The organism is Humibacillus xanthopallidus (assembly GCF_044793955.1).
Taxonomy (GTDB): domain Bacteria; phylum Actinomycetota; class Actinomycetes; order Actinomycetales; family Dermatophilaceae; genus Humibacillus; species Humibacillus xanthopallidus_C.
Genome location: NZ_CP084995.1, coordinates 267,356 through 291,093, shown reverse-complemented (window position 1 = coordinate 291,093; position 23,738 = coordinate 267,356). Strand labels below are relative to the sequence as shown.

Genomic DNA, 23,738 nt, shown 5'->3' with positions numbered 1-23,738 from the left:
AGCCGACTAGGAGCTCGTGGTGGTCGTGGTGGTCTTGTCCGGGAGGTAGGGCTCGATGGCGCCCGCGAGCTTTGCCGGAGTCATCGACTGCAGCCATACGTGACCGGGCCCGTGGATCTGCGCGAGCAGGAGCGAGTCGCCGAAGAGCTTGTTCTTGACGCCCTTCATGGACGCGAACTCGAAGTTCATCTCCGCGCGGAAGAGCGCCAGGTGCCCGGGGTGGATCAGCATCGACTGGCCGGCGGCGAGCTCGAGCTCGAGGACCTCGCCGGAGAGCTGCACCCAGGCGGTGCCGCTGCCGGAGAGCTTCTGGAACACCAGGCCGGCGCCGCCGAAGATGCCCGCGCCGAGCTTGCGCTGCAGCCCGACCGAGACCTCCACCCCACCGGTGCTGCAGGTGTAGGAGTCCGACTGCACCATGAAGGCGTCGGCGGCGTCGATGCGCAGCTCCTTGATGGTGCCAGGCAGCCGGGCTGCGAACGTCACGGCGCCCCCGGAGGACGGCGCGGTGTATTCGGTCAGGAAGAGCTGGCCACCACCGAGCACTCGCTTCAGGCCGCTCATGAACCCGCCGCGGCCCCCGGACCCGAACCGTGTCGAGGTCTCCATCTCGAAGCCCGGCGTCAGCCAGGCGACCTCGCCTCCCTCGGCGATGATCTGCTCACCCCCGCTCAGAGTGACCTCGAGCAGGGGCATGACGCTGCCGGTGATCTGTGTCCTCATGTCTTGAAACCTAGCCCGGACGTCCCTCGGCCGCTGGTTCAGCCGGCCGGGTCGGGTCCGTCGCGCCGCTCGAGGACGACGACGGCGGTCTCGGTGGGCCGCCGCGCGGCGAAGTCGTCGAGGTCCTTGTCGATCTCGGCCCACCTGGACCAGAGCCGCACGCGCTCCTCGCCCTCGGCGCGCCGAGCCCGGACCGGTCGCGCTCCGTCGCGGGTCTGGGCGACGGCGTCCGGATGAGCCTGCAGGTTCAGCCACCACGCGGGTTCGGCCGGGCCCCACCCGTTCATCGCCATCGTGACCAGGTTGCCGTCGTCCTCGACGTAGCCGAGGACGACGCGTCGTGGCGCCCCGCTGCGTCGGCCCGTCGTGGTGAGCCACAGCGTCCCCCACCCGCCCGGCTTCGGCCTCCACAGACCGAACCGGCCGCCGGTCAGGCGCAACAGCGCGCGGTGGCCGTGCCAGAACGCCACGATGAACCACCGCGGCTGAAGTCGTGCCCGCCCTCGACGGGTCTGCGCTGCGTGCCCCTCACGATCACCGGTCATGAGCTCAGGGTGACGCCGAGGCACCGTCCTGCGCCAGGGCCAGAGGTCCGGGTGTCGAAGCCTGCTGGTCGCCGTGCCTCCGGGTGGGAGACTGCGTGATGGACACCCACCCCCTGGAGCTGCACACCCGATCCGTCGACGTGGGGACCAACCCCGCCAAGCGCCTGCGGATCTTCAACGTGGTCATGGGACTCCTGCACCTGGCATCCGCCTCGGCCATGGTCGCTCTCAGCAACGACTTCACGCTGCCCGTGTCGACCTTCGCCCTGGGCGGACCGCCGGGGACGCCGCTCTCCCAGGGCGTCACCAACCTCGTCTTCGACCTGCCCTTGGGAGTGGCGACCGCATCCTTCCTCTTCCTCTCGGCGTTCTTCCACTTCCTGATCGCCTCGCCGTGGGGCTTCCCGCGCTACGTCGACGAGCTGTCCCAGGGGCGCAACCGCTTCCGCTGGGTGGAGTACAGCCTCTCCTCGACGCTCATGATCATCCTCATCAGCCTGGTGCTGGGGATCTCCGACGTCGCGGCGCTGATCGGGCTCGGCATCGCCAACGTCTCGATGATCCTTTTCGGCTGGCTGATGGAGATGTCCAACAACGGCTTGATGCACGGCAAGGAGGGGCAGCCGGCCCGCGGGCACCGCGCGTGGTGGACGCCCTTCTGGTTCGGCTGCATCGCGGGAGTGGGCCCGTGGCTCGCCGCCGCCACCTACCTCTTCGTCAACGTGGCCGTCCTCGACGGCCCGGGCCCGCCCGGATTCGTCTACGGGATCATCGGTTCGCTCTTCGTGTTCTTCAACAGCTTCGCCGTCAACCAGTGGCTCCAGTTCAGGCAGGTCGGCCGGTGGCGGGACTACCTGACGGGGGAGCGCACCTACATCGTCCTCAGCCTCGTGGCGAAGAGCCTGCTGGCCTGGCAGGTCTTCGCCAACGTCCTCATCGGGTGAGTCAGCGTGCTGTGCGGTGCGTCAGGTCCTCAGCACCTTGTCCATCGGCCGGCCCTTGGCGATCTCGTCGACGAGCTTGTCGAGGTAGCGGATCTTCTGCATCAGCGGGTCCTCGACGTCCTCGACGCGCACCCCGCACACGACGCCGGTGATCGAGGTGACGCGCGGGTTGAGCGACGCCTCGGCAAAGAAGTCCTCGAACGTGGTGCCTGCCGCGAGATGACCGGTGAGGGCTGCCTCGTCGTAGCCGGTGAGCCACTCGATCACCGCGTCCAGCTCGGCCTTCGAGCGACCCTTTCGCTCGACCTTGGCCACGTAGTGCGGATAGACCGAGGCGAAGCTCGTCGTGAAGATCCTGCTCATCTGCGTGAGGGTAGTCCCGAAGCGCATGGCGGCGAGGCCGTGGTAGCAATGGCAGGGTGCCGATCCTCTCGACAGAGCGCGACCCCCGGCTGATCACCATCCGGCGCGGTGGCACGCTGACGGACGAGCACCACCGGCTGCTCGCCGAGTGGGCGCTCGCGTGCGCCGAGCACGTGCTGCCGCTCTTCGAGCAGCACCGACCCGACGACACCCGACCCCGTGACGCTCTTGAGATCGGTCACGCCTGGGTCCGGGAGGAGGTGCGTATGCGTGATGCTCACCAGGCGGCCTTCGTGGCCAACGCTGCGGCTCGGGGGATGCCCGACCCGGTGAAGTTCGCTGCGCTGTCGGCAGGTCAGGCGGTCGCCGTCGCCCACGTCGCGGCGCACGATCTGGGCGCCGCGGCATACGCCATCAGGGCGGTGGGTGCGAGCGTGCCGACCGACGCCGCCGACCTCGCCCGCGCGCAGGAGCGGCAGTGGCAGCGCGAGCGGCTCCCACCCGCAGTGCGCGAGCTCGTGCTCGACGACCAGCGACGCCGCAGCGCCATCTGCTGGAACGCCTTCGACGACTGACCGTCCCCCGGCACCCGCGGCACCCGCGGCGCGCAATGCCGTTGCCGGGCGCTCGCCGACCGGCCTAGCGTGGGCACGGTGACCGTTCACCTCGTGGCGCTCTGCGTCGATGCGATCGACCCGCAGGCCCTGTCCCGCTTCTGGGCGGGGTTGCTCGACCGCGACGTCTCCGATGACGGGATCACCCTGCCGCCGAGCGACGACCCGGGCTTCGAGCTCACCTTCCGGCCGACCCGCGCGGAGAAGTCCGGTCGCAACCAGATCCACCTCCACCTGACGAGCACCTCCCTCGACGACCAGCAGCGGATCGTGGCTCGCGCGCTGGAGCTCGGCGGCCGGCACCTCGACGTCGGGCAGCTGCCCGAGGAGGGTCACGTGGTGCTCGCGGACCCGGAGGGCAACGAGTTCTGCGTCATCGAGCCGGGCAACGCCTACCTCGCCGGGTGCGGCTTCCTCGCAGAGCTCGCCTGCGACGGGACGCGGGACGTGGGGCTCTTCTGGAGCGCGGCGACCGGCTGGCCTCTGGTCTGGGACCAGGACGAGGAGACCGCGATCCAGTCACCGCGCGGCGGTGCGAAGGTCGCGTGGGGCGGCCCGCCCGTCGCGCCCAAGACCGGGAAGAACAGGCTGCACCTGCACCTCGCCCCGGGGCCGGACGGCGACCAGGCCGCCGAGGTCGACCGCCTCGTGGCCCTGGGCGCCAGACGTCTCGACCTGGGCCAGGGCGAGGTCAGCTGGGTGGTGATGGCCGACCCCGACGGCAACGAGTTCTGCGTCCTGACCCCACGCTGACGCCCTTCGTCCGCCGAGGGCCGCGTCGCCGCCTGGCGCTCAGCTGTGGGCGAGGTCGAGCTCGTAGGCCATCAGCATCAGCCCGGGCACGGGCGACCAGTCGCGACCCGGCGCCCTCCTGAAGCCGGCGCGCTCGTAGACCCGCTGGGCGGCATACATCGTCGGTTGCGTCGACAGCACGAGCCGGCGGCGGCCGAGCGCCCGGGCACGGTCGATGCACTCCTGCACGAGGGTCGCACCGACCCCGCTGCCGCGCCCGGCCGGCGCGACGGCGAGGGTGCGGAACTCCGCCTCTCCCTCGCGGGCGAGGTCGGCGAAGGGGCCCGGCCCGGGCACGAAGGTGACGCCGCCCAGCACCCGCCCGCCGGCATCGACGGCGACGAGCACCTCACCGTGCGCAGCCCGGTGGGCCACGTCGCGCAGCACCGCGAGGTAAGGGCTGTCGCGGCCACGCATGAGCAGCCCGTCGTCGAGGTAGGCGGCCGCGGTCAGCTCGCCGAGCTGGTCGTAGTCACCGGGCTGCGCGGCCCGGACGGTGTGCTCCATGCCGAGCAGTCTGCCCGGGCGCCCGCTCAGCCCGCGAGCTGCCAGGCGACGAGACCGAAGAGCACGCCGAGCGCGTTGGTCGCCCAGTGCATGCCGACGCTCGCGAAGAGGCTGCCGGTGCGCCGGCGCAGCTCGCCGGCGACGAGTCCCCCGACGGCGGTGAAGAGCACCGTGCCGACGATGACCCCGATCTTGGCGAACGGGCCGAGTGCGGCGAACGCGCCACCGATCGCGGCGTTGCCCGTCGCGGACGCGGCCGCCGGCAGCACGTGCCACAGCCCGAAGAGGAGCGAGGAGCCGACGAGCACCTGCCACATACGGGCGTGACGCGACAGGAAGCCCCAGAGGACCGACCGGAAGGCCACCTCCTCGAGCAGGATCGTGCCGACCGGGATGAGGACGAACGCGGTCACCAGGGCGCCGGCGGGCGGCAGGTGGTAGCGCGCGTCGAGGAAGGCCGTGCGGGTCGAGGGGAGCAGCACCCCGACGAGATAGACGGCGGCGACGACCGCGATGACGCCCAGCCCCCACCGGATGCCCTTGGCGTGGGTGTGCCGGGCGAGGCCGAGCTGCTGCCAGGACAAGCCCTGCCAGCGGGCGAAGAGGAGCAGGCCCACGGCGCCCGCGGGGCCGAGCCACATGGTGTCCCAGCCGAGCACGTGGTTGGCGAGGTTGACGCCGACGAGGGCGAAGACCACGGCGATCGTCGAGACGAGGCGGCCCCTGCGACCGCGGGCGATGAGCGCCAGGCGCCGCTGCGTGACCGCGGCGTGGTGATGGGCGTCCGAACTGACGACCGTGCTTCCGACCGAGCCGCCGACCGAGCCACGGGCCGGTCCGCCGCGCGGGTGGGCAGCAGCGGCGGGGGTGGCGGAGGCGGTCAGGAGAGGCGTCGTCATCGCTTCCATCATCCCACGACAACCTGTGGACGGCCTGTGGCCGAGGCCTCGCCAAGCCCTCGGCACGCTGGAAGGATCGTCGCGTGACCTCGCCGACGAGCCCGCCTGTGACCAACGCCACCGTGCCCGCCCCCGCCGACCGTCCCGCGGACTGGTGGCGCAGCGCGGTGGTCTACCAGATCTATCCCCGCTCCTTCGCCGACAGTGACGGCGACGGCATCGGCGACCTGCCGGGCATCACGTCGCGGCTCGACTACCTGGCCGAGCTCGGCATCGACGTGCTGTGGCTCTCGCCCGTCTACCGCTCGCCGATGGACGACAACGGTTACGACATCAGCGACTACCAGGACGTCGACCCGCTCTTCGGCACCCTCGCCGACCTCGACGCCCTCATCGCCGGCTGCCACGAGCGCGGGCTGCGGCTCGTCATGGACCTCGTCGTCAACCACACCTCCGACGAGCACCCGTGGTTCGTCGAGTCGCGCGACCCGAGCTCGCCCAAGCGCGACTGGTACTGGTGGCGGCCGGCTCGCGATGGCCACGAGCCGGGCACTCCGGGCGCTGAGCCCAACAACTGGGGCGCAGCGTTCTCCGGGCCCGCCTGGCACCTCGACGAGCAGAGCGGGGAGTACTACCTCCACCTCTTCTCGCCGAAGCAGCCCGACCTCAACTGGGAGAACCCCGAGGTGCGCCAGGCCGTCTACGCGATGATGCGCTGGTGGGTCGAGCGGGGCGTCGACGGCTTCCGGATGGACGTCATCAACTTCATCTCCAAGGACGTCTCCCTGCCCGACGGACCCCAGGCACCGGGCCAGCCGCACGGGTCGGCCTTCCCGGGCTCGGCCAACGGCCCGCGGCTCGACGAGTTCCTTGCCGAGATGAACCGCGAGGTCGGCCTCACCGACCAGCACCTGCTCAGCGTCGGCGAGATGCCCGGCTCGACGATCGAGGTGGCGCGCCGGGTGACCGACCCGAGCCGAGACGAGCTCAACATGGTCTTCACCTTCGAGCACGTCGACCTCGACGTCGCCCCGGGCGGGGTGAAGTGGGACCTGGCCGACCTGCCCCTGCCGGTGCTCAAGCGCAACCTCGAGTCGTGGCAGGTCGGGCTCGCCGACGTCGGCTGGAACTCGCTCTACTGGAACAACCACGACCAGCCACGAGCGGTGTCGCGCTTCGGTGACGACAGTGAGGAGCACCGCGTCCACTCCGCCAAGACCCTCGCGACGGTGCTGCACCTGCACCGTGGCACGCCCTACGTCTACCAGGGCGAGGAGCTCGGCATGACCAACGCCGCCTTCGCCGAGATCGAGCACTACCGCGACATCGAGTCGGTCAACTACCACGCGGCCGCGCTCGTGCTCGGCGTCGACCCCGAGACCGTGCTGAGGTCACTCGCCGTCAAGAGTCGCGACAACGCTCGAACGCCGATGCAGTGGGACGACACGGCACACGGCGGCTTCACGACCGGCGAGCCTTGGCTCCCAGTCAACCCCAACCACACGACGATCAACGTCGTTGCGGCACAGGCAGATCCGCGCTCCGTTCTGGCGCACTACCGGGACCTCATCGCGCTCCGGCACACCCACCCCGTCGTCGTCGACGGCCGCTTCGAGCTGCTGCTGCCCGACCACGAGCAGCTGTGGGTCATCACCCGCACCCTCGGACGTGAGCGACTGCTCGTGCTCGCCAACTGCTCGTCGTATGCCGTGACGGCCGTTCCCGACGACCTCCCCCCGCTCGCCGGCGCTGAGGTGCTGCTCGCCACCCACCCCGGCCGCACGGGGCTCGATCTCGCTCCGTGGGAGTCGCGCGTCTACGCGTTGCAGGACTGAGCCGGGACCGGCACCTCTCGCGCCGGCGACCCGATCTGCAGGAGGGCCGGCGCCGGGGCACAGCAGCCACCGCCGGCCGAGTCGGTGGAGCCCGCGAGCAGCGAGTCGTCGGCGTCGAAGAGCCCCGCCCCGCCGCATACCCCGGTCTCGGGGAGCGTGAGCTCGACGCGGCGCGCGGCAGCGTCGTCACCGGCGAGCGCTGCCGCGACGGAGCGCACCTGCTCGTAGCCCGTCATCGCGAGGAACGTCGGGGCGCGGCCGTAGCTCTTCATGCCGACGACGAAGACGCCCTCCTCGTCGTGCGCGAGCTCGGCAGCGCCGTGGGGATAGACGGTGCCGCACGAGTGGACGTTGGGGTCGATGAGAGGGGCGAGCGCGAGCGGCGCCTCGAGTCGGGCGTCGAGACCGAGGCGCAGCTCGGACATGACCGAGTGGTCGGGGCGGAAGCCGGTCAGCCCGACGACCTCGTCGAGCCCTTCGATGCGCCGGCCGTCCTCGCTGACCAGGGTGAGCGTCGGCGCGGAGGTCGCCGGGTGGCCGGCATCGCCGGCACCATCGACACCGGCGCCACCGCCGGACCGGCGCTCGAGCGCCTCGGTGCGGAAGCCGGTGACGACCTCGATGTGCCCGGCCGCGACGGCCTCGCGGGCCCGCACCCCGAGCGCACCGCGCGCGGGCAGCTCGTCGGCGTCACCGCCGCCGAAGACCGACCCGACGGCGCCACGGCGCAGCACCCACACGGCGGTCGTGCCGGGCACCCGCTCCGCAAGGATCGCGAGCGCCACGAGGGCGGTCAGAGCGGAGTGGCCCGAGCCGACCACGGCCGTTCGCCGGCCGCCGTAGCGGGCGACGTCGGCGGGGTCGTCGATGTCGGGCACGAGGTAGGAGACGTGCTCGCTCTCGGAGCGCTCGCCCGCGGCGGGGTAGCCGTCGCTGCCGAGGGGGTTGGGGGTCGTGAAGGTGCCGGACGCGTCGACGACGGCACGGGCCTGCAGGCGGCGCTCGCCGCCGTCGGCTGACCGCAGGTGCACGGTGAAGGGCTGCTCGGAGCGCCCGGAGTCGACGACCCGGTCGCGACCCCGACGCGCCACGCCCGTGACGGCGCTGCCATAGCTGACACGGTCGCCCAGGGCGTCGGCGAGCGGCTGGAGGTAGAGCTCGGCCCACTCGGCGCCGGTCGGGTAGCCGTCGCCGTCAGGCGCGGTCCAGCCGGTCGGCTCGAGCAGGCGGGCCGCTGCGGGGTCGACGAGCTCGGACCACCGCGAGAAGAGGCGGACGTGCCCCCAGGCGCGCACCGACGTCGCGGCGTGGGGGCCGCGCTCGACGACGAGCGGGTCCTGCCCGCGCTCGAGCAGGTGGGCGGCGGCGGCCAGGCCGATCGGGCCGGCGCCGATGACGAGGGTGGGCAGCGGTGGGGCAGCGGTGTCGGTCACGATGACTCCCGGTCTCTGATTAGACGAACGTCGATGCCACGATCTTGCCTCCGGTTTCGATGGGTGTCAAGATAGACACATGTCGAATCTGGGTCTGGTCGAGGTCTCCGCTCCGACGGTCCCGTGCTGCCCCCCGGTCACCGCCGGCGCGCTCACGGCGAGCGACGCCGAGGTGATGGCCGGCATGTTCAAGGCACTCGGCGACCCCGTGCGACTCCGCCTCTTCGCCAACGTCGCCTCGTCCGACGACGGCGAGGCGTGCGTGTGCGACATCCAGGACGTCGGGGTCTCGCAACCGACCGTCTCGCACCACCTCAAGAAGCTGCGCGAGGCGGGCCTGCTCACCTCCGAGCGCCGCGGCAGCTGGGTCTACTACCGCGTTGCCCCGGGCGTGCTCGACGCGATGGCCACCATGCTGTCGCCGGCCCGCTGAGGTCCGCCGTGGGCAGCCGCCCGGGCCCGCCGGGCGTCGACCCGGAGCGTCCGCTCGACGTCGTCGTCATCGGCGCCGGCCAGTCCGGCCTGGCGGTCGCCTACTACCTGCGCCGGGCGGGCTTCGCGCCACACCGCGACGTCGTGGTGCTCGATGCCAATGAGCGACCGGGTGGTGCGTGGCAGCACCTGTGGCCCTCGATGCGCCTCTTCTCGCCACCCTCCTTCTCCTCCCTGCCGGGCTGGATGATGCCGGCCGCCGACACCGACTACCCGCCGGCCACCCACGTCGTCGACTACCTCGCGCGCTACGAGCAGCGCTACGACCTGCCCGTCCTGCACGGGCACCCGGTCACCTCCGTCACGAGGGCCGACGACGACCTCTCGGGCCTGCTGCTCGTCAGCACCGCGGGTGCGGCCGACCACCCCGCAAGCTCGTGGCACGCGCGGACGGTTGTCAGCGCGACCGGCACGTGGGGGCGCCCCTTCGTGCCCCGCTACCCGGGCATCGAGAGCTTTGCGGGCCGGCAGTGGCACAGCGCCGACTACCGCGGCCCCGAGCCGTATGCCGGTCGCCGGGTCGTCATCGTGGGTGGCGGCAACACCGCGGCGCAGCTGCTCGCCGAGATCTCGCTCGTGGCCGAGACGACGTGGGTGACGCTGCGTCCGCCGAAGTTCCTGCCCGACGACGTCGACGGGCGCGTGCTCTTCGACGTCGCCACGGCGCGGCGCCGAGCCCTCGATGCCGGCGAGCGCGACCCCGGGGGAGTCGCCGGGCTCGGTGACGTCGTCATGGTCGAGTCGGTGCGCGATGCGCGGGACCGCAGGGTGCTGGAGGCCGAGGCGATGTTCGAGCGGATCACCCCGACCGGCATCGAGTGGGGCGACGGGTCAAGCCAGGAGGCCGACGTCATCCTCTGGTGCACGGGCTTCCGCCCGGACCTGCCGCACCTCGCCCCGCTCGGGCTGCGCCGCGACGGCACCCACCCGGCCACCACCGGCACCCAGGCGATCGACGAGCCTCGCCTGCACCTCGTCGGCTACGGCGACTGGACCGGGCCGGCCTCGGCGACCCTCATCGGGGTCGGGCGCACCGCGCGCGAAGCCGTGCGTGAGATCGCGACCGACCTCGCCCGCCCCGGCATCACCCCCCGCTGACCCTCAGCCGGCGCCCCGTCTCAGTCGAGTGCCCACTTCCCGACGCCACCCCCGGGCGTAGGCCGTGTCGGAAAGTGAGCACTCGACGGAGTCGTTACTCGAGTGCTCAGTTCCCGACGCCACCCCGCGCGTATGCCGTGTCAGAAAGTGAGCACTCGACGGTCCGTTGCGTCGAGTGCCCAGTTCCCGACGCCACCCCCCGCGCGTATGCCGTGTCGGAAAGCGAGCACTCGACGTGCCGTTGCGTCGAGTGCCCAGTTCCCGACGCCACCCCGCGCGGGCGGTCTCAACTCGTCTGCGCAACGGTGAGTAGTTGGTTGAGTTTAGCGGCGGGGGTGTGGAAGCCGAGGGTGGCTCGTGGTCGGGTGTTGAGCAGCGCCTCGACCTCGGCGACGCGTTCGTCGGTGACGGTGGTGAAGTCGATGCCTTTGGGGAAGAACTCGCGGATCAGGCCGTTGGTGTTCTCGTTGGTGCCGCGTTGCCATGGTGAGTGCGGGTCGCAGAAGTAGACGTTGCAGCCGGCCGCGACGGTGAACCGGGCGTGCTCGGCCAGCTCTGACCCTTGGTCCCAGGTCAGCGTCTTGAGCAGGTGCGCGGGCAGCGCGGTGACCATGTCGATGAGCCGGTCGGTGACGGTGGTCGCGTCGTGCCGGGCGGGTAGCCGGGCGATCATCGTGTACCGGGTGCTCCGTTCGACCAGCGTGATCGCGGCCGTCCGGTTCCCGGCGCCCAGGATCAGGTCGCCTTCCCAGTGTCCGGGCACGGCCCGGTCGGTGGCCTCGGCCGGGCGGGCGGTGATGGTGGCCTGCCCGACCCAGGACTTGCCCCGGGGCCGGGCGGCCAGCTTCGAGGCCGGTACCCGGTGGGTCCGGCCGCTGCGCAGCGCCTGCTCCCGGGCCAGCTCAGCGCGGAGGCTGCCGCGGCCCTGGACGTACAGCGCCTGATAGATCGTCTCGTGGGAGATCTGCATGGACTCATCCTGCGGGTGGCGCAAGGCCAGCTCGCCCTGGATCTGCTGCGGGGACCAGTGCGCGTTCAACCCCTGGATGACCTCGGCCCGCAGCGCGGCGTGCTCGGGCCGGTCCAGCTTCCGCGGCTGGGGCCGGGCCCGGTTGGCGTGGGTGCGGTGCTGCGCGACCCGGACCGAGTACACCCCGCCGACCCGGTTACGGGTCAGCTCCCGCGACACGCTGGAGCGGTGCACGCCCAGCTCGGCCGCGATCCGCGCCGGGCTGCGGCCCTCACCCAGCCGCAGCGCGATCACGCCCCGGCCGGCCTCGGTCAACCTGCCCCGCGCGTCGGTCCAGTCGCCCTCGCTCACCGCCGGGGCAGGGCGCAGCAGGCCACCGACCGGTCCCATCCGAAACGTCATACCGGCCACCTTGGCCCACCGGCCCACCGCGCGGCGGTCCACCCCGAGCCGCCGCGCCACCTCCAACGCCGCCAGGCCCTGCTCCAACAGCCCCAACGCCTGCTGCCGCTGCACCACGCTGTACCGCCCAGGCCTTCCAGCCATCATCTGCCTCCACACGATCCGTGTTGCGCAGACGATCTGAAGCCAAGGCGTATGCCGTGTCAGAAAGTGAGCACTCGACGGTCCGTTGCGTCGAGTGCCCAGTTCCCGACGCCACCCCCCGCGCGTATGCCGTGTCGGAAAGCGAGCACTCGACGTGCCGTTGCGTCGAGTGCCCAGTTCCCGACGCCACCCCGCGCGTATGCCGTGTCAGAAAGTGAGCACTCGACGGTCCGTTGCGTCGAGTGCCCAGTTCCCGACGCCACCCCCCGCGCGTATGCCGTGTCGGAAAGTGAGCACTCGACGTGCCGTTGCGTCGAGTGCTCGGTTCCCGACGTCACCCCCGCGCGTATGCCGTGTCAGAAAGTGAGCACTCGACGTGCCGTTGCGTCGAGTGCTCACTTCCTGACGTCAGCGACCGACGGGCGTGACGTCGAGGGAGTCGAGCAGGCCGAGCACACGCTGCCTGATCTCGTCGCGGATCGGACGCACCGACTCGAGGCCCTGGCCGGCCGGGTCCTCGAGCTCCCAGTCCTCGTAGCGCTTGCCGGGGAAGATCGGGCAGGTGTCGCCGCACCCCATCGTGATGACGACGTCGGACTCCTGCACGGCATCGGTGGTGAGGACCTTGGGGACCTCGGCCGTGATGTCGATGCCCTCTTCGGCCATCGCCGCGACGGCCGACGGGTTGACCTGGTCGGCCGGGGCCGAGCCCGCCGACCGCACCTCGACGGCGCCTGCGGACAGGTGGGCCAGGTAGGCCGCGGCCATCTGGGAGCGGCCGGCGTTGTGAACGCAGACGAAGAGGACGCTGGGCTTGTCGGTGGGCTTGTCGGTCATGGGGTTCCTCGCATCAGGACGGGCTCGAGAGTGTCGGGTCGGGGTGCAGATCGGGTGAGGCCTGGCTCAGATGCCGAGGTCGCGCAGCAGGACAGTGACGCGGGCCTGGATGTCGTCGCGGATGTCGCGCACGACCTCGATCGGCTGGCCGGCCGGGTCGGCAACGTCCCAGTCGAGGTAGCGCTTGCCGTGCAGGACGGGGCAGGCGTCGCCGCAGCCCATCGTGACGATGACATCGGAGGCGTGCAGAACGTCGTCGGTCAGGGGCTTGGGGAACTCCTCGCTCAGCTCGACGCCGCGCTCGGCCAGGGCCTGGACCGCCGTCGGCAGGATCACGCCCGTGGGGGCCGACCCGGCCGAGCGCACGTGCACGCGACCTGCAGAGAGGTGCGCGGCGAGCGCCGCCGCCATCTGGGAGCGGCCGGCGTTGTGCACGCAGACGAAGAGCAGCTCGGGCACGGTGCGCGCCACGTGTCCCTCGTTCTTCGCGGCCGCGAGCAGCTGGTCCCTCGCGAAGCGCTCGACGAGCACGGGGAGGAAGTCAGGGATGCGCGAGACGGGCTCGAGGGCCGCCCGTGCCGACATCACGGCCGCCGCCACGCGGTCGCGGTCGAACGTGCCGGCATACCGGTAGGTCAGGTCGTCGACGATCTTGTCGTAGGCCTCTTCGGGCACGGTGCGCCGGGCGTCACGGACATTCATCGGGGTGGTCCTTCGGTCGTCAGCGGCCTGGCGCCACTGCAGGGTCGGTCGTGGTGGCGGTGCTGAAGCGCTTGCGGAGCGCGAGGCTGACGTAGACGAGAGCGACGAGCGCCGGCACCTCGATGAGCGGGCCGACGACGCCGGCCAGCGCCTGACCGGAGGCGGCGCCGAAGGTCGCGATGGCGACCGCGATGGCGAGCTCGAAGTTGTTGCCGGCCGCCGTGAAGGCGAGCGTGGCCGTGCGCTCGTAGCCGAGCCCGAGCCCCGCACCGAGCGCGAAGCCACCACCCCACATGAGGGCGAAGTAGACGAGCAGCGGCAGCGCGATGCGCACGACGTCGAGCGGGTTGGAGGTGATCGCCTCTCCCTGCAGGGCGAAGAGGATGACGATCGTGAAGAGCAGGCCGTAGAGCGCCCAGGGAGCCACGCGCGGGATGAAGGTCGACTCGTACCACTCCCGGCCGCGGCGCTTCTCGCCGATGCGGCGCGAGAGGAAGCCGGCCACCAGCGGGATGCCGAGGAAGATGAGCACCGAGCGCGCGATGTCCCACGGCGAGGCGTCGATACCGGTCTGCTCGAGACCGAGCCACCCCGGCAGCACGGAGAGGTAGAACCAGCCGAGCGCCGCGAAGGCGATGACCTGGAAGATCGAGTTGAGGGCGACGAGCACCGCGGCCGCCTCACGGTCACCGCAGGCGAGGTCGTTCCAGATGATGACCATGGCGATGCACCGGGCGAGCCCGACGATGATCAGGCCGGTGCGGTAGGCCGGCAGGTCGGGCAGGAAGATCCACGCGAGTGCAAACATCAGCGCCGGGCCGAGCACCCAGTTGAGGAAGAGCGAGCTCACGAGCAGCCGCTTGTCGCCCGTCACCGAGTCGAGCCGGTCGTAGCGCACCTTGGCCAGCACCGGATACATCATGACCAGCAGGCCGAGCGCGATCGGCAGCGAGACCCCGTCGATCTCGACCGCGGCCAGCCCGTCGCCGAGGCCGGGGACGGCCCGGCCGAGCAGCAGGCCGACGACCATCGCGACCCCGATCCAGACCGGCAGGAAGCGGTCGAGGGTCGACAGGCGCGCTGCGACGGCGTCGTGCCCGTCGGTGGCCGCGTCGGGTGTGCTGGTGCTCGGGATGGTCACCGAGGGCCTTCCTCACGTCAGGGTCCACATCGACACGAGTCGATGTGGGCGAATGAGGCAAGGTTGGCAGCCACATCAACCTGTGTCAATGTAGGTGCCTCGACACACGGCAGCACCGGCGACCGAGAGGCGGACCGCATGAGCGTCACGACGCTGAGCACGACTCCCCAGCGCATCGACGACGTGTCCGTCACCGAGTGCGCGCCCGCCGGCGCCGAGCCGCTGGCCCACGACGAGGCCACCCGCAGGGCAGCCTTGCTCAAGGCGCTGGCCGACCCCGTGCGGCTGCAGCTGCTCAGCATCATCTCGGGCTCCCCGGGCCAGGAGGCCTGTGTCTGCGACATGACCGAGCTCGTCGACGTCGCGCAACCGACCGTCAGCCACCACCTCAAGGTGCTCGTCGACGCCGGCATCGTGACGCGCGACCGCCGCGGCAACTGGGCGTGGTTCCGGCTCGATGCCGACCAGCTCGCCGCGATCCGCGGCTTCCTGTCCTAGCACCCAGCCACAATCGAAAGAGCAGTTCGTCGCCGCCGAGCGCGCCCGCACGATCGCGTGGAAGGGCGACGAACTGCTCTTTCGATTACCGAGGGTGGCCGGGAACCTGACGGAATGCTCTTTCGATTGGGCTTACGTGCGGCGCCCGATCAGGCCCTTGACGTACTCCGCCTGGCCCAGGTGCTTGGCCGCGTCGTCGAGCACCGAGATGATCCGCACGCCGACCGTGACCGGCGGGTCCCAGCGCTCGTCGATGACCCTCCCGTATGCCGCTGCGTCAAGGCCCGCGAGGTAGCGCACCGTCCGCTCGTGCACCGCCTCCTGATAGCCCGCGAAGAGCGACGGGTCGGCCACGCTGAAGCGGCCGACGTCTGCGGAGCTCATGCCCCAGCCGTGCGCCGACGGGGGATAGGGCAGCCCGAAGCGCTCGGACCAGCCGCCCGACTGCCACACCGGCTCGTCGTCCACGAGCGCCGCGACCTGGTCGTCCTGCTGGCGGGTCAGGTGCCAGAGGAGCCACGCCACGTGGTTGGCATCGGCATCGGGCCGCCAGAGCAGCTCCTCCACCGAGAGGCCGTCGACGACCTCGGGCACGCCGTCTCGGATGCGGTCGAAGCCGTCGGTCAGCAGCTCGCGGGCCAGGTCTGTCGTCATGTCGTCCACCTACCCAGCATCGCGTCGACGGCCCTGCGCCACACGGCATACGGCAAAGGGCGTCGGGAACTGGGCACTCGACCGGGAACTAGCGCCGTCGGGAACTGGGCACTCGACCGGGAGGACCGCCACCGTCGGGAACTGGGCACTCGACGAGGAGGGGGGCGAATGCGGATGGACCGGACGACTTCGGGGAGGCGTGTATCTGGCGCGGCCCCAACGCCCTCTGAGCCCTCGCGTCCGTCACCACGGACAGCACGAGACGAGAGGGAGAACCACCGATGTCCATCCACCTCACCCCCACCGACCTCCGGGCCAGCACCCTCGGCGGACTCTGCGACGGTGCGGTCCACCTGCCCGGGGACGCCGCCTACGAGACCGCGCGCCTGCCGTGGAACGTCGCCGTCGACCAGCGGCCGGCCGCGGTCGCCCTGCCGAGCACCGTCGCGCACGTGCAGCAGGTCGTGCGCGCCGCAGCCGACGCCGGGCTGCGCATCGCCCCGCAGACGACGGGCCACAACGCCGGGCCGCTCGTGGCCCAGGGCCTCGACGACGTCGTCGTCGTGCGCACCGAGCGCCTGCGCCAGGTCACGATCGACCCGGCACGCCGCACCGCCCGCGCCGAGGGCGGGGCGGTCTGGCTCGACGCCACCGAGCCCGCGGCCGACCACGGCCTGGCCGCACTGCACGGCAGCTCACCCGACGTGGGCATCGCCGGCTACACGCTCGGCGGCGGAATCGGCTGGTATGCAAGGAAGCTCGGCCTCGCCAGCAACAGCGTCACCGCGATCGAGCTCGTGACTGCTGACGGTGAGCACGTGCGCGCCGACGCCAGCGAGAACCGCGAGCTCTTCTGGGCACTGCGCGGAGGCGGTGGCAGCTTCGGCGTCGTGACGGCCATCGAGTTCCGGCTGCACCCCATCGAGACGGCGTATGCCGGCATGCTCGTCTGGGACCGCGACCACGCCGAGCGCGTGCTGCGGCGCTGGGCCGACTGGGCGCCCGGGGCCCCCGAGTCGGTGACGACCTCGCTCCGCTTCCTCAACCTGCCGCCGTTGCCGGCCATCCCCGAGCCGTTGCGTGGACGGTCGGTCGTCGCCATCGACGGCGCGGTGCTCGACTGCGACGCGCAGGCCCGCTCGATCCTCGGCCTGCTCCGCGGCCTCGGACCCGAGATCGACACCTTCGGCCGCGTGCCGGCACGGTCGCTGACCCGGCTGCACCTCGACCCGGAGGGCCCGACGCCCGGGGTGTCGGACGCGAGCCTGCTCGGCGAGCTCACCGACACGGCCATCGACACGCTCCTCGCGGAGGTCGGTCCGGGGTCGACGACGTCGCTGCTCTCGACCGAGCTCCGTCAGCTCGGCGGCGCGCTCGGCCGGGCACCCGAGGGCCACGGTGCCCTCGGGAGCATCGACGCGGCATACGGCCTCTTTGCGGTGGCCGTGGCGGCGACGCCCGAGATGGCGATGCAGGGGCAGCTCGACGCCCACCAGGTCACGGCGGCGCTCGAGCCGTGGTCGACCGGGCGGAGCTATCTCAACTTCGCCGAGAACGCCGTCGACCCGCGCACGGGCTACGACGAGTCGGCGTGGTTGCAGCTCAAGGGGATCCGCTCGGCCTACGACCCCGACGACCGCTTCGTCGGCAACCACCGGGTGCCCCGGCTCTTCGAGCACGGAGCCGTCACGCCCTGACGCGCCCGCGTCACCAACGCAATCGAAAGAGCAGTTCGTCGCCGCTGAGCGCGCCCGCACGGTCGCGGAAAGGGCGACGAACTGCTCTTTCGATTGCCGAGGGGGTGGCGGGGACCGAAACACGTCGTTCACACGACGGTGAACTGTCGGTGACACGCCCTCCCTACGCTGACGCCCGTGAGTGAGGACCTCACCGTCGACCCGCCCCACGGCACCGACCCGCCCGTGGGTGCCCTCTTCGACGGCTACGACCCGAGCCGCGCGTGGGACGAGATGCTCGCCGACGCGGGGAGCCCTCGCACGACCTACAAGGCCGTGCACCACACGCTCCGCTCGATGACCTCGACCTCGCTCACCGAGCGCGTCGAGACTCTCGCGCGCAACTACCTCGACCAGGGCGTCACCTTCGACCACGCTGGCGAGGAGCGACCCTTCCCCCTCGACGCGGTGCCGCGCGTCATCTCGGCCCTCGAGTGGGACGTCATCGAGTCCGGGGTCATCCAGCGGGTCACCGCCCTCGAGGCCCTGCTCGACGACATCTACTCGCGCGAGGGCGACATCCCCCGCGCCGTGCACCAGGGCATCCTGCCGTGGCAGCTCATCGCGAGCTCGAGCCACTACCACCGCGCCGTCATGGGTATCCGGCCCGTCAACGGCGTGCGCATCCAGGTCGCTGGCGTCGACCTCATCCGCGACGAGCACGGCACCTTCCGCGTGCTCGAGGACAACGTGCGGGTGCCCTCCGGCGTCAGCTACGTCATCGCCAACCGGCGCGCCATGGCCAACGTCTTCCCCGAGGCCTTCGCGACGATGCGCATCCGGCCGGTGCACGACTACCCGCGGATGCTGCTCTCGGCCCTGCGCGCGTCGGCGCCCGACGGCGCCCACGACCCGACCGTCGTCGTGCTGACCCCCGGCGTCTACAACAGCGCCTACTTCGAGCACGCGCTGCTCGCCCGGATGATGGGTGTCGAGCTCGTCGAGGGCCGCGACCTCGTGTGCACCGGCGGCCAGGTGCGCATGCGCACGACCTCGGGCGACCGGCCCGTCGACGTCATCTATCGCCGCGTCGACGACGAGTTCCTCGACCCCGTGCACTTCCGCGGTGACTCGGTGCTCGGGGTCGCCGGGCTCGTCTCCGCGATGCGCTCGGGTCGGGTGTCGCTCGCCAACGCCGTCGGCAACGGGGTGGCCGACGACAAGCTCGTCTACAGCTACCTGCCGGACCTGATTCGCTTCTACCTCGACGAGGACCCGATCCTGCCCAACGTCGACACCTACCGCTGCAACGAGCCGGGCGCCCTCCAGCACGTCCTCGACCACCTCGACTCCATGGTCGTCAAGCCCGTCGACGGCTCGGGCGGCAAGGGGATCGTCATCGGTCCGCGCGCCGACGGGCCGACGCTCGACCGGCTGCGCACGAGCCTGCGCGCCAACCCGCGCAACTGGATCGCCCAGCCCGTCGTGCAGCTCTCGACGGTGCCCACCTTCATCGACGGTCGCCTCGCCCCGCGGCACGTCGACCTGCGGCCCTTCGCGGTCAACGACGGTGACGAGATCCGTGTGCTGCCAGGGGGACTCACCCGGGTGGCGCTGCCGGAGGGCGAGCTCGTCGTCAACTCCAGCCAGGGCGGCGGCTCCAAGGACACCTGGGTGCTCGCCGCGCGCGGCACCCCCGTCGGGGGCCCGACGAAGCGCTCGCAGGACGGCCGCGAGGTCATCGTCATGACACCACCGACCGCCTCCTACGAGGACTCGCTCCGCGCCCAGCAGCAACAACAGCAGCAGACCCAGCGCCAGACCCCGCTCCACACCGCGCCCGAGGAGCCGTCGTGCTGAGCCGCATCGCCGAGTCGCTCTTCTGGATCGGGCGCTACGTCGAGCGCGCCGACGGCACGGCACGCATCGTCGACGCGCTGCGCCTCCAGCTGCTCGAGGACCCGACGGCCGACGAGTCGGCTTCCGCCGCAACGGTGCTCGGCGTCATCATGGGTATGCCGGTGAGCGGGCCCACCGGGGTCGCCGACGTGGGCGCGCGGCTCGTCTTCGACCGGTCGTCGACCGGCTCGATCACCGGATCGCTGCACGCCGCCCGCGAGAACGCCCGGCGCGCCCGCGAGACGCTCTCGACCGAGCTGTGGGAGAGCATCAACACGACCTGGCACCGGTGGAACGGCTTCGGCCGGCACAGCGTGACGGAGCGCCACCTGTCGTGGGTGCGCGAGCGGGCCTCGCTCATCGCCGGCATCGCCGACTCGACGATGAGCCATGACGACGCCTGGCAGTTCCTCGTGCTCGGACGGGCGCTGGAGCGGGCCGACATGACGGCTCGGCTCGTCGCCACGGGCGGCCTGTCAACGGGAGGGCCGCCGTGGTCGGCCGTGCTCTCGAGCTGCGGCGCCCAGCAGGCCTTCATGCGCAGCCACCGCGGCATGCTCACCGACGAGCGGGCCGCGGCGTTCCTGGCCCTCGACCGGCAATTCCCCCGCTCGGTGCTCTTCGCCCTGACCGAGGCGGAGCAGCGGCTGCGCTCGCTCTCGCCCAAGGTCGAGCGGCTCGGCGTCTCCGACGAGGCACGACGCCGGCTCGGCAGCATCCGGACGGCCCTCGAGTACGGCATCACGACCGACGTCGTCGCCAGCCTGCCCGTGCAGATGCAGGCCGTGCAGGCCGCGGTCACGGCCGCGTCGGCCTCGATCGCAGAGCGCTACTTCCAGTCCGGCCCGCTGCCGACGTGGACCGAGGAGCTCATCTGACATGCGCCGCTTCCGCATCGTCCACTCGACGTCGATGGCCTACGACCACCCGGTGCGCGCCTCGCACAACGAGCTGCGCATGAGCCCGGTCAACGAGGCCGGCCAGACCACCCTCGACAACCGGGTGCGGGTCAAGCCGCTGACGTGGAGCCTGCTCTATCGCGACCACTGGGGCACCCAGGTGATGGCGCTGGAGTCGCTGTCGCAGCACACCCACCTCGACATCGAGGCGACGAGCACCGTCGAGCGGGTGCCCGTCGACGCTCCGCCCGAGTCGGCCGGCTGGACGACCCTGCAGGACCCCGCCGTGCGCGACCGCACCTTCGAGTGGCTGATGCTGTCGCGCCGCACCCGGCCAGGCGAGGGGGTCGACTCGCTCGCCGACTCGGTGCGCGGTCTCGCGACACCCCGCGAGGCGGCATACCGGCTGTGCGAGCTGCTCCACGACGAGATGACCTACGAGCCCGGGTCGACGGCGGTGCACAGCAGGGGCGAGCAGGCCTGGGCCGAGCGGCGCGGCGTCTGCCAGGACTTCGCGCACATCGGGGTCGGCGCGCTGCGCAGCCTCGGCATCCCGGCGCGCTACGTCTCCGGCTACCTCGCCCCCAAGCGCGACGCGGAGGTCGGCGAGAGCAGCGTCGGTGAGAGCCACGCGTGGGTCGAGTTCTGGGACGGCGCGTGGCTGCCGGCCGACCCGACGAACGCCCGCCCGGTCGGGCTCGAGCACGTCGTCGTCGCCCGCGGCCGCGACTACGAGGACGTGCCGCCGCTCAAGGGCGTCTACTCCGGACAGGGCGTCGCCACCCTCGACGTCGCGGTGCGCTTCACCCGGCTCGCCTGAGCCCTCCAGCCCGAGGTGACCCCGGCACAGGGGCGGGTGCCGGGGTCACCTCGATCCGCCGACCGATCCGGGAGAAGATCGGGGCATGACCGCTGAGAGCTATGACGTCGAGCGGATCCGCTCGCACTTCCCCGCGCTGCGCGAGGGCGCCGCCCACTTCGACGGGCCGGGCGGGTCGCAGACCCCCGAGGTCGTCGCGCGCGCCGTCGCCGACACCCTGACCTCCGCCATCTCCAACCGCGGCACCGTCACCCCGGCCGAGCGCCGAGCCGACGCCGTCGTCGCCTCGGCGCGGGCCGCGATGGGCGACCTGCTGGCCGTCGACCCGCAGGGCATCGTCTTCGGGCGGTCGGCCACCGAGCTCACCTTCCACCTCGCCCGCACCCTCGCCCGGTCGTGGGGGCCCGGCGACGAGGTCGTCGTCAGCCGGCTCGACCACGACGCCAATATCCGGCCCTGGGTCATCGCCGCAGAGGCGGTCGGAGCCACGGTGCGCTGGGCCGAGTTCGACGCTGCCACGGGCGAGCTCACGCCGGAGGCCGTGGAGTCGGTCGTCACCGACCGCACCCGGCTCGTCGCCGTCACCGCCGCCTCCAACCTCATCGGCACGCGCCCGGACCTGCCCGCCATCGCCGCCGTGGCCCACGACCACGGCGCCCTGCTCTGGGTCGACGGGGTCCACGCCACCGCCCACGTGCTCACCGACGTGCCCGCGAGCGGCGCCGACTTCTGGGTGTGCTCGCCCTACAAGTTCCTCGGCCCGCACCACGGGGTGCTCGCCGCGAGCCCGGCCCTGCTCGAGACGCTGCACCCCGACAAGCTGCTGCCCTCGAGCGACGCCGTGCCCGAGCGCTTCGAGCTCGGCACGCTGCCCTACGAGCTGCTGGCCGGCTCCACGGCGGCCGTCGACTTCCTCGCCGATCTGGCTGCCCCACCGTCGGATTCGCGGCGCGACCGGCTCGTCGCATCGTTCGCCGCGCTGGAGGACCACGAGGACGCACTCCTCGCCACGCTGGAGGAGCGGCTTCGGGCGATCCCCGGCCTCACGGCATACAGCCTCGCGAAGCGACGCACGCCGACGCTGCTCGTCACCGTGGAGGGGCACGACCCGCAGGCGTTGCGCGCGGGGCTCGCCGAGCGCGGCGTCAACGCTCCCGCCGGCCACTTCTACGCGTGGGAGTGCAGCCACCACCTGGGGCTCGGTGCCACGGGCGGGCTGCGGATGGGGCTCGCGCCCTACACCAACGCGTCCGACATCGACCGGCTCGCGCGGGGGCTCGAGCAGCTCTGCGGGACAAGCCGATGAGCCGCCCGGTGCCGCTGCCCGCCGGGCCCGGCCAGGAGTCCGTGTGGGACTACCCGCGCCCACCCGCGGTCGAGGCGAGCGGCGAGCTCATCGAGGTGCACCTGGGCGGGGCCGTCATCGCGAGCACACGCGCCGCCCTGCGGGTGCTCGAGACGAGCCACCCGCCGACCTACTACCTGCCCGTCGACGCCTTCGTGCCCGGTGCGCTCGTGCCCGTCGAGGGCAGCACCGTGTGCGAGTGGAAGGGGCGGGCCGCCTACTTCGATGTCGTCGGTGGGGGTCGCCGGGCTCCCCGTGCCGGGTGGACCTACCCCGAGCCCGTGCCGGCGTATGCCGTCCTGGCCGGTCACGTCGCCCTCATGCCGGGTCTCGTGGGCGCGTGCTTCGTCGACGGCGAGCGGGTGCGGCCTCAGGAGGGTGGCTTCTACGGTGGGTGGATCACCGACCGCGTCGTCGGGCCGTTCAAGGGCGGCGCCGGCTCGTGGGGCTGGTGAGGGTGGGGCTGGTGAGGGTCCGGTGGTGACGCCCGTGGCGCCTCGGGATGCCGGCCACCTGCTCGGGCCCTCGGTGCGCCTCGCGACCGTCGACGACGCCGACACCGTCGGCGGGCTGCTGCGCGACTTCAACGACGAGTTCGAGACGCCCGGCCCCACGGCCGAGGAGTTCGCGACTCGGTTCCGGTCTCTGCTGGGGCTGGACGACGTGCTCGTCCTGCTGGCTGACACCGACGAACGACTCGACTCGACCTCCGGCCCGGTCGGCTTCGCGCTCATCACGCTCCGACCGACGCCCTACTACGACGGCCCGCTCGCCCAGCTCGAGGAGCTCTATGTGCGACCGGTCCTGCGAGACAGGGGGATCGGCACGCTCATCCTCACCGATGCGCTGCGCCGGGTGCGCGAGCGTGGCGCGGGAGAGATGCACATCAACGTCGACGAGGTCGATGTCGACACCCGCCGCTTCTACGAGCGGCACGGCTTCGTCAACATCGAGCCCGGCGCCGACTACCGGATGCTCTTCTACCTGCGCGAGCTCTGACCTCGCCCTCAGCGGGGCAGCTGCTCGATGCGACCGTCGACGAGCGCCCCGTCCTGCACGTCGAGGAGCGCGAAGGTTCCGGCCGGCTGACGTCGACGGTCGGTCGGCGACCCCGGGTTGAGGATGCGCAGGCCGTCGCCGGTCTCGTCGAGCGGGATGTGCGAGTGCCCGAAGACCACGAGGTCGGCCTGCGGGAAGCGTCGACGCAGCCGGGCCGTGCGCCCCTGACGCTGCCCGCTGTCGTGGATCATGCCGATCCGCACCCCCTCCAACTCGACCTCGAGCGTCTCGGGTGCGCCCCATGCGGCGACCTCGGGCACGTCGTTGTTGCCCATGACGACGTGCACCGGAGCGAAGCTGGCGAGCAGGTCGAGCACGTCGGGTGTGCACACGTCACCGGCATGCAGGATGACGTCGGCGGAGTCGAGGTGCGGCAGCAGGGCGGGTGGGCAGTCCCTCCACCGGCGCGGGCTGTGGGTGTCGGAGAGCACGAGGACCCTCATGACA

General features: G+C 71.9%; 26 protein-coding genes. 14 read left to right on the top strand and 12 right to left on the bottom strand.

Features of this window, described 5'->3' with window-relative positions; all coding sequences use genetic code 11:
* Positions 1–6: 6 nt before the first annotated feature.
* Together LG278_RS01295 and LG278_RS01290 are read right to left on the bottom strand one after the other, a co-directional pair.
* Positions 7–723, bottom strand: coding sequence for an AIM24 family protein (locus tag LG278_RS01295; protein WP_404390153.1), 717 nt, complete (start codon positions 721–723; stop codon positions 7–9).
* A 38-nt stretch (positions 724–761) separates the two neighbouring features.
* Positions 762–1,268, bottom strand: a complete 507-nt coding sequence (locus LG278_RS01290) for a nitroreductase/quinone reductase family protein (protein ID WP_404390151.1) — start codon at positions 1,266–1,268, stop codon at positions 762–764.
* Positions 1,269–1,366: 98 nt separating this feature from the next.
* Here LG278_RS01290 and heR point away from each other — a divergent pair, with 98 nt between their 5' ends.
* On the top strand, positions 1,367–2,212 hold the full coding sequence (gene heR, locus LG278_RS01285) for a heliorhodopsin HeR (RefSeq protein WP_404390149.1): 846 nt from the start codon (positions 1,367–1,369) through the stop codon (positions 2,210–2,212).
* 21 nt (positions 2,213–2,233) lie between these two features.
* On the opposite strand, the gene LG278_RS01280 is transcribed toward heR, so the two are convergent.
* A complete protein-coding gene (locus LG278_RS01280; RefSeq protein ID WP_404390147.1) occupies positions 2,234–2,575 on the bottom strand; it encodes a DUF2200 domain-containing protein in 342 nt (113 codons plus the stop codon).
* A gap of 56 nt (positions 2,576–2,631) precedes the next feature.
* Between LG278_RS01280 and LG278_RS01275 the strand changes: the two genes are divergently transcribed.
* Positions 2,632–3,150 (top strand): putative immunity protein, encoded by a 519-nt coding sequence (locus LG278_RS01275; protein WP_404390145.1) that lies wholly within the window; start codon positions 2,632–2,634, stop codon positions 3,148–3,150.
* Positions 3,151–3,228: 78 nt separating this feature from the next.
* Positions 3,229–3,942, top strand: a complete 714-nt coding sequence (locus tag LG278_RS01270) for a VOC family protein (RefSeq protein WP_404390143.1) — start codon at positions 3,229–3,231, stop codon at positions 3,940–3,942.
* Positions 3,943–3,981: 39 nt separating this feature from the next.
* On the opposite strand, the gene LG278_RS01265 is transcribed toward LG278_RS01270, so the two are convergent.
* Entirely contained in the window at positions 3,982–4,488 is a 507-nt protein-coding gene (locus LG278_RS01265) for a GNAT family N-acetyltransferase (protein ID WP_404390141.1), read from the bottom strand.
* 26 nt (positions 4,489–4,514) lie between these two features.
* Positions 4,515–5,387 carry a lysostaphin resistance A-like protein gene (locus tag LG278_RS01260; RefSeq protein ID WP_404390139.1) on the bottom strand — a complete coding sequence of 291 codons (873 nt, stop codon included), beginning with the start codon at positions 5,385–5,387 and terminating at the stop codon, positions 4,515–4,517.
* Positions 5,388–5,509: 122 nt separating this feature from the next.
* Between LG278_RS01260 and LG278_RS01255 the strand changes: the two genes are divergently transcribed.
* Entirely contained in the window at positions 5,510–7,222 is a 1,713-nt protein-coding gene (locus LG278_RS01255; RefSeq protein ID WP_404393501.1) for an alpha-glucosidase, read from the top strand.
* Here the strand turns inward: LG278_RS01255 and LG278_RS01250 are convergent.
* Positions 7,204–8,655: an FAD-dependent oxidoreductase gene (locus LG278_RS01250; protein WP_404390137.1), complete on the bottom strand. Its 1,452-nt coding sequence runs from the start codon at positions 8,653–8,655 to the stop codon at positions 7,204–7,206. The two genes, LG278_RS01255 and LG278_RS01250, sit on opposite strands and share 19 nt — an antisense overlap.
* A 79-nt stretch (positions 8,656–8,734) precedes the next feature.
* Here LG278_RS01250 and LG278_RS01245 point away from each other — a divergent pair, with 79 nt between their 5' ends.
* Together LG278_RS01245 and LG278_RS01240 are read left to right on the top strand one after the other, a co-directional pair.
* Positions 8,735–9,088 (top strand): ArsR/SmtB family transcription factor, encoded by a 354-nt coding sequence (locus LG278_RS01245; protein ID WP_404390135.1) that lies wholly within the window; start codon positions 8,735–8,737, stop codon positions 9,086–9,088.
* Positions 9,089–9,096: 8 nt separating this feature from the next.
* Positions 9,097–10,245 (top strand): ArsO family NAD(P)H-dependent flavin-containing monooxygenase, encoded by a 1,149-nt coding sequence (locus LG278_RS01240; protein WP_404390133.1) that lies wholly within the window; start codon positions 9,097–9,099, stop codon positions 10,243–10,245.
* A 286-nt stretch (positions 10,246–10,531) separates the two neighbouring features.
* Here LG278_RS01240 and LG278_RS01235 read toward each other — a convergent pair whose 3' ends face one another.
* The 4 genes from LG278_RS01235 to arsB form a co-directional block, all read right to left on the bottom strand.
* Entirely contained in the window at positions 10,532–11,734 is a 1,203-nt protein-coding gene (locus LG278_RS01235) for an IS30 family transposase (protein WP_404390131.1), read from the bottom strand.
* A 435-nt stretch (positions 11,735–12,169) separates the two neighbouring features.
* Entirely contained in the window at positions 12,170–12,598 is a 429-nt protein-coding gene (locus tag LG278_RS01230; RefSeq protein WP_404390129.1) for an arsenate reductase ArsC, read from the bottom strand.
* Between the two features lie 66 nt (positions 12,599–12,664).
* Entirely contained in the window at positions 12,665–13,300 is a 636-nt protein-coding gene (locus LG278_RS01225; RefSeq protein WP_404390127.1) for a three-helix bundle dimerization domain-containing protein, read from the bottom strand.
* Between the two features lie 19 nt (positions 13,301–13,319).
* A complete protein-coding gene (gene arsB / locus LG278_RS01220) occupies positions 13,320–14,330 on the bottom strand; it encodes an ACR3 family arsenite efflux transporter (protein ID WP_404393499.1) in 1,011 nt (336 codons plus the stop codon).
* Positions 14,331–14,579: 249 nt separating this feature from the next.
* Here arsB and LG278_RS01215 point away from each other — a divergent pair, with 249 nt between their 5' ends.
* On the top strand, positions 14,580–14,939 hold the full coding sequence (locus LG278_RS01215) for an ArsR/SmtB family transcription factor (protein WP_404390125.1): 360 nt from the start codon (positions 14,580–14,582) through the stop codon (positions 14,937–14,939).
* 132 nt (positions 14,940–15,071) lie between these two features.
* Here LG278_RS01215 and LG278_RS01210 read toward each other — a convergent pair whose 3' ends face one another.
* Positions 15,072–15,593, bottom strand: coding sequence for a DinB family protein (locus tag LG278_RS01210; RefSeq protein WP_404390123.1), 522 nt, complete (start codon positions 15,591–15,593; stop codon positions 15,072–15,074).
* A gap of 281 nt (positions 15,594–15,874) precedes the next feature.
* On the opposite strand from LG278_RS01210, the gene LG278_RS01205 reads away from it, so the two are divergent.
* The 7 genes from LG278_RS01205 to LG278_RS01175 all read left to right on the top strand — a co-directional run bounded on the left by LG278_RS01205 (position 15,875) and on the right by LG278_RS01175 (position 23,231).
* The gene (locus LG278_RS01205; protein WP_404390121.1) at positions 15,875–17,290 is read left to right on the top strand and encodes an FAD-binding oxidoreductase; all 1,416 of its coding nucleotides are present in this window, start codon (positions 15,875–15,877) and stop codon (positions 17,288–17,290) included.
* Between the two features lie 225 nt (positions 17,291–17,515).
* Entirely contained in the window at positions 17,516–19,129 is a 1,614-nt protein-coding gene (locus tag LG278_RS01200; RefSeq protein WP_404393497.1) for a circularly permuted type 2 ATP-grasp protein, read from the top strand.
* A complete protein-coding gene (locus tag LG278_RS01195; protein ID WP_404390119.1) occupies positions 19,123–20,046 on the top strand; it encodes an alpha-E domain-containing protein in 924 nt (307 codons plus the stop codon). Before LG278_RS01200 ends, LG278_RS01195 begins: the two co-directional genes overlap by 7 nt.
* Before the next feature lies 1 nt (position 20,047).
* On the top strand, positions 20,048–20,887 hold the full coding sequence (locus LG278_RS01190; protein ID WP_404390117.1) for a transglutaminase domain-containing protein: 840 nt from the start codon (positions 20,048–20,050) through the stop codon (positions 20,885–20,887).
* An 85-nt stretch (positions 20,888–20,972) separates the two neighbouring features.
* Positions 20,973–22,193: a cysteine desulfurase-like protein gene (locus LG278_RS01185; protein WP_404390115.1), complete on the top strand. Its 1,221-nt coding sequence runs from the start codon at positions 20,973–20,975 to the stop codon at positions 22,191–22,193.
* A complete protein-coding gene (locus tag LG278_RS01180) occupies positions 22,190–22,687 on the top strand; it encodes a DUF427 domain-containing protein (protein ID WP_404390113.1) in 498 nt (165 codons plus the stop codon). The genes LG278_RS01185 and LG278_RS01180 overlap by 4 nt, the downstream gene beginning before the upstream one ends.
* Before the next feature lie 58 nt (positions 22,688–22,745).
* Positions 22,746–23,231 carry a GNAT family N-acetyltransferase gene (locus LG278_RS01175; protein WP_404393495.1) on the top strand — a complete coding sequence of 162 codons (486 nt, stop codon included), beginning with the start codon at positions 22,746–22,748 and terminating at the stop codon, positions 23,229–23,231.
* Positions 23,232–23,239: 8 nt separating this feature from the next.
* Here the strand turns inward: LG278_RS01175 and LG278_RS01170 are convergent, their stop codons facing one another.
* Positions 23,240–23,734 (bottom strand): metallophosphoesterase family protein, encoded by a 495-nt coding sequence (locus tag LG278_RS01170; protein ID WP_404390111.1) that lies wholly within the window; start codon positions 23,732–23,734, stop codon positions 23,240–23,242.
* Positions 23,735–23,738: the final 4 nt, after the last annotated feature.

Coding starts and splice junctions, on each gene's coding strand:
- heR (WP_404390149.1), top strand. CDS start 1,367: ATGGACACCCACCCCCTGGAGCTGCACACCCGATCCGTCGACGTGGGG.
- LG278_RS01260 (WP_404390139.1), bottom strand. CDS start 5,387: ATGACGACGCCTCTCCTGACCGCCTCCGCCACCCCCGCCGCTGCTGCC.
- LG278_RS01215 (WP_404390125.1), top strand. CDS start 14,580: ATGAGCGTCACGACGCTGAGCACGACTCCCCAGCGCATCGACGACGTG.
- LG278_RS01290 (WP_404390151.1), bottom strand. CDS start 1,268: ATGACCGGTGATCGTGAGGGGCACGCAGCGCAGACCCGTCGAGGGCGG.
- LG278_RS01210 (WP_404390123.1), bottom strand. CDS start 15,593: ATGACGACAGACCTGGCCCGCGAGCTGCTGACCGACGGCTTCGACCGC.
- LG278_RS01170 (WP_404390111.1), bottom strand. CDS start 23,734: ATGAGGGTCCTCGTGCTCTCCGACACCCACAGCCCGCGCCGGTGGAGG.
- LG278_RS01185 (WP_404390115.1), top strand. CDS start 20,973: ATGACCGCTGAGAGCTATGACGTCGAGCGGATCCGCTCGCACTTCCCC.
- LG278_RS01180 (WP_404390113.1), top strand. CDS start 22,190: ATGAGCCGCCCGGTGCCGCTGCCCGCCGGGCCCGGCCAGGAGTCCGTG.
- LG278_RS01190 (WP_404390117.1), top strand. CDS start 20,048: ATGCGCCGCTTCCGCATCGTCCACTCGACGTCGATGGCCTACGACCAC.
- LG278_RS01225 (WP_404390127.1), bottom strand. CDS start 13,300: ATGAATGTCCGTGACGCCCGGCGCACCGTGCCCGAAGAGGCCTACGAC.
- LG278_RS01245 (WP_404390135.1), top strand. CDS start 8,735: ATGTCGAATCTGGGTCTGGTCGAGGTCTCCGCTCCGACGGTCCCGTGC.
- arsB (WP_404393499.1), bottom strand. CDS start 14,330: ATGGTCGTCGGCCTGCTGCTCGGCCGGGCCGTCCCCGGCCTCGGCGAC.
- LG278_RS01280 (WP_404390147.1), bottom strand. CDS start 2,575: ATGAGCAGGATCTTCACGACGAGCTTCGCCTCGGTCTATCCGCACTAC.
- LG278_RS01205 (WP_404390121.1), top strand. CDS start 15,875: ATGTCCATCCACCTCACCCCCACCGACCTCCGGGCCAGCACCCTCGGC.
- LG278_RS01295 (WP_404390153.1), bottom strand. CDS start 723: ATGAGGACACAGATCACCGGCAGCGTCATGCCCCTGCTCGAGGTCACT.
- LG278_RS01230 (WP_404390129.1), bottom strand. CDS start 12,598: ATGACCGACAAGCCCACCGACAAGCCCAGCGTCCTCTTCGTCTGCGTT.
- LG278_RS01265 (WP_404390141.1), bottom strand. CDS start 4,488: ATGGAGCACACCGTCCGGGCCGCGCAGCCCGGTGACTACGACCAGCTC.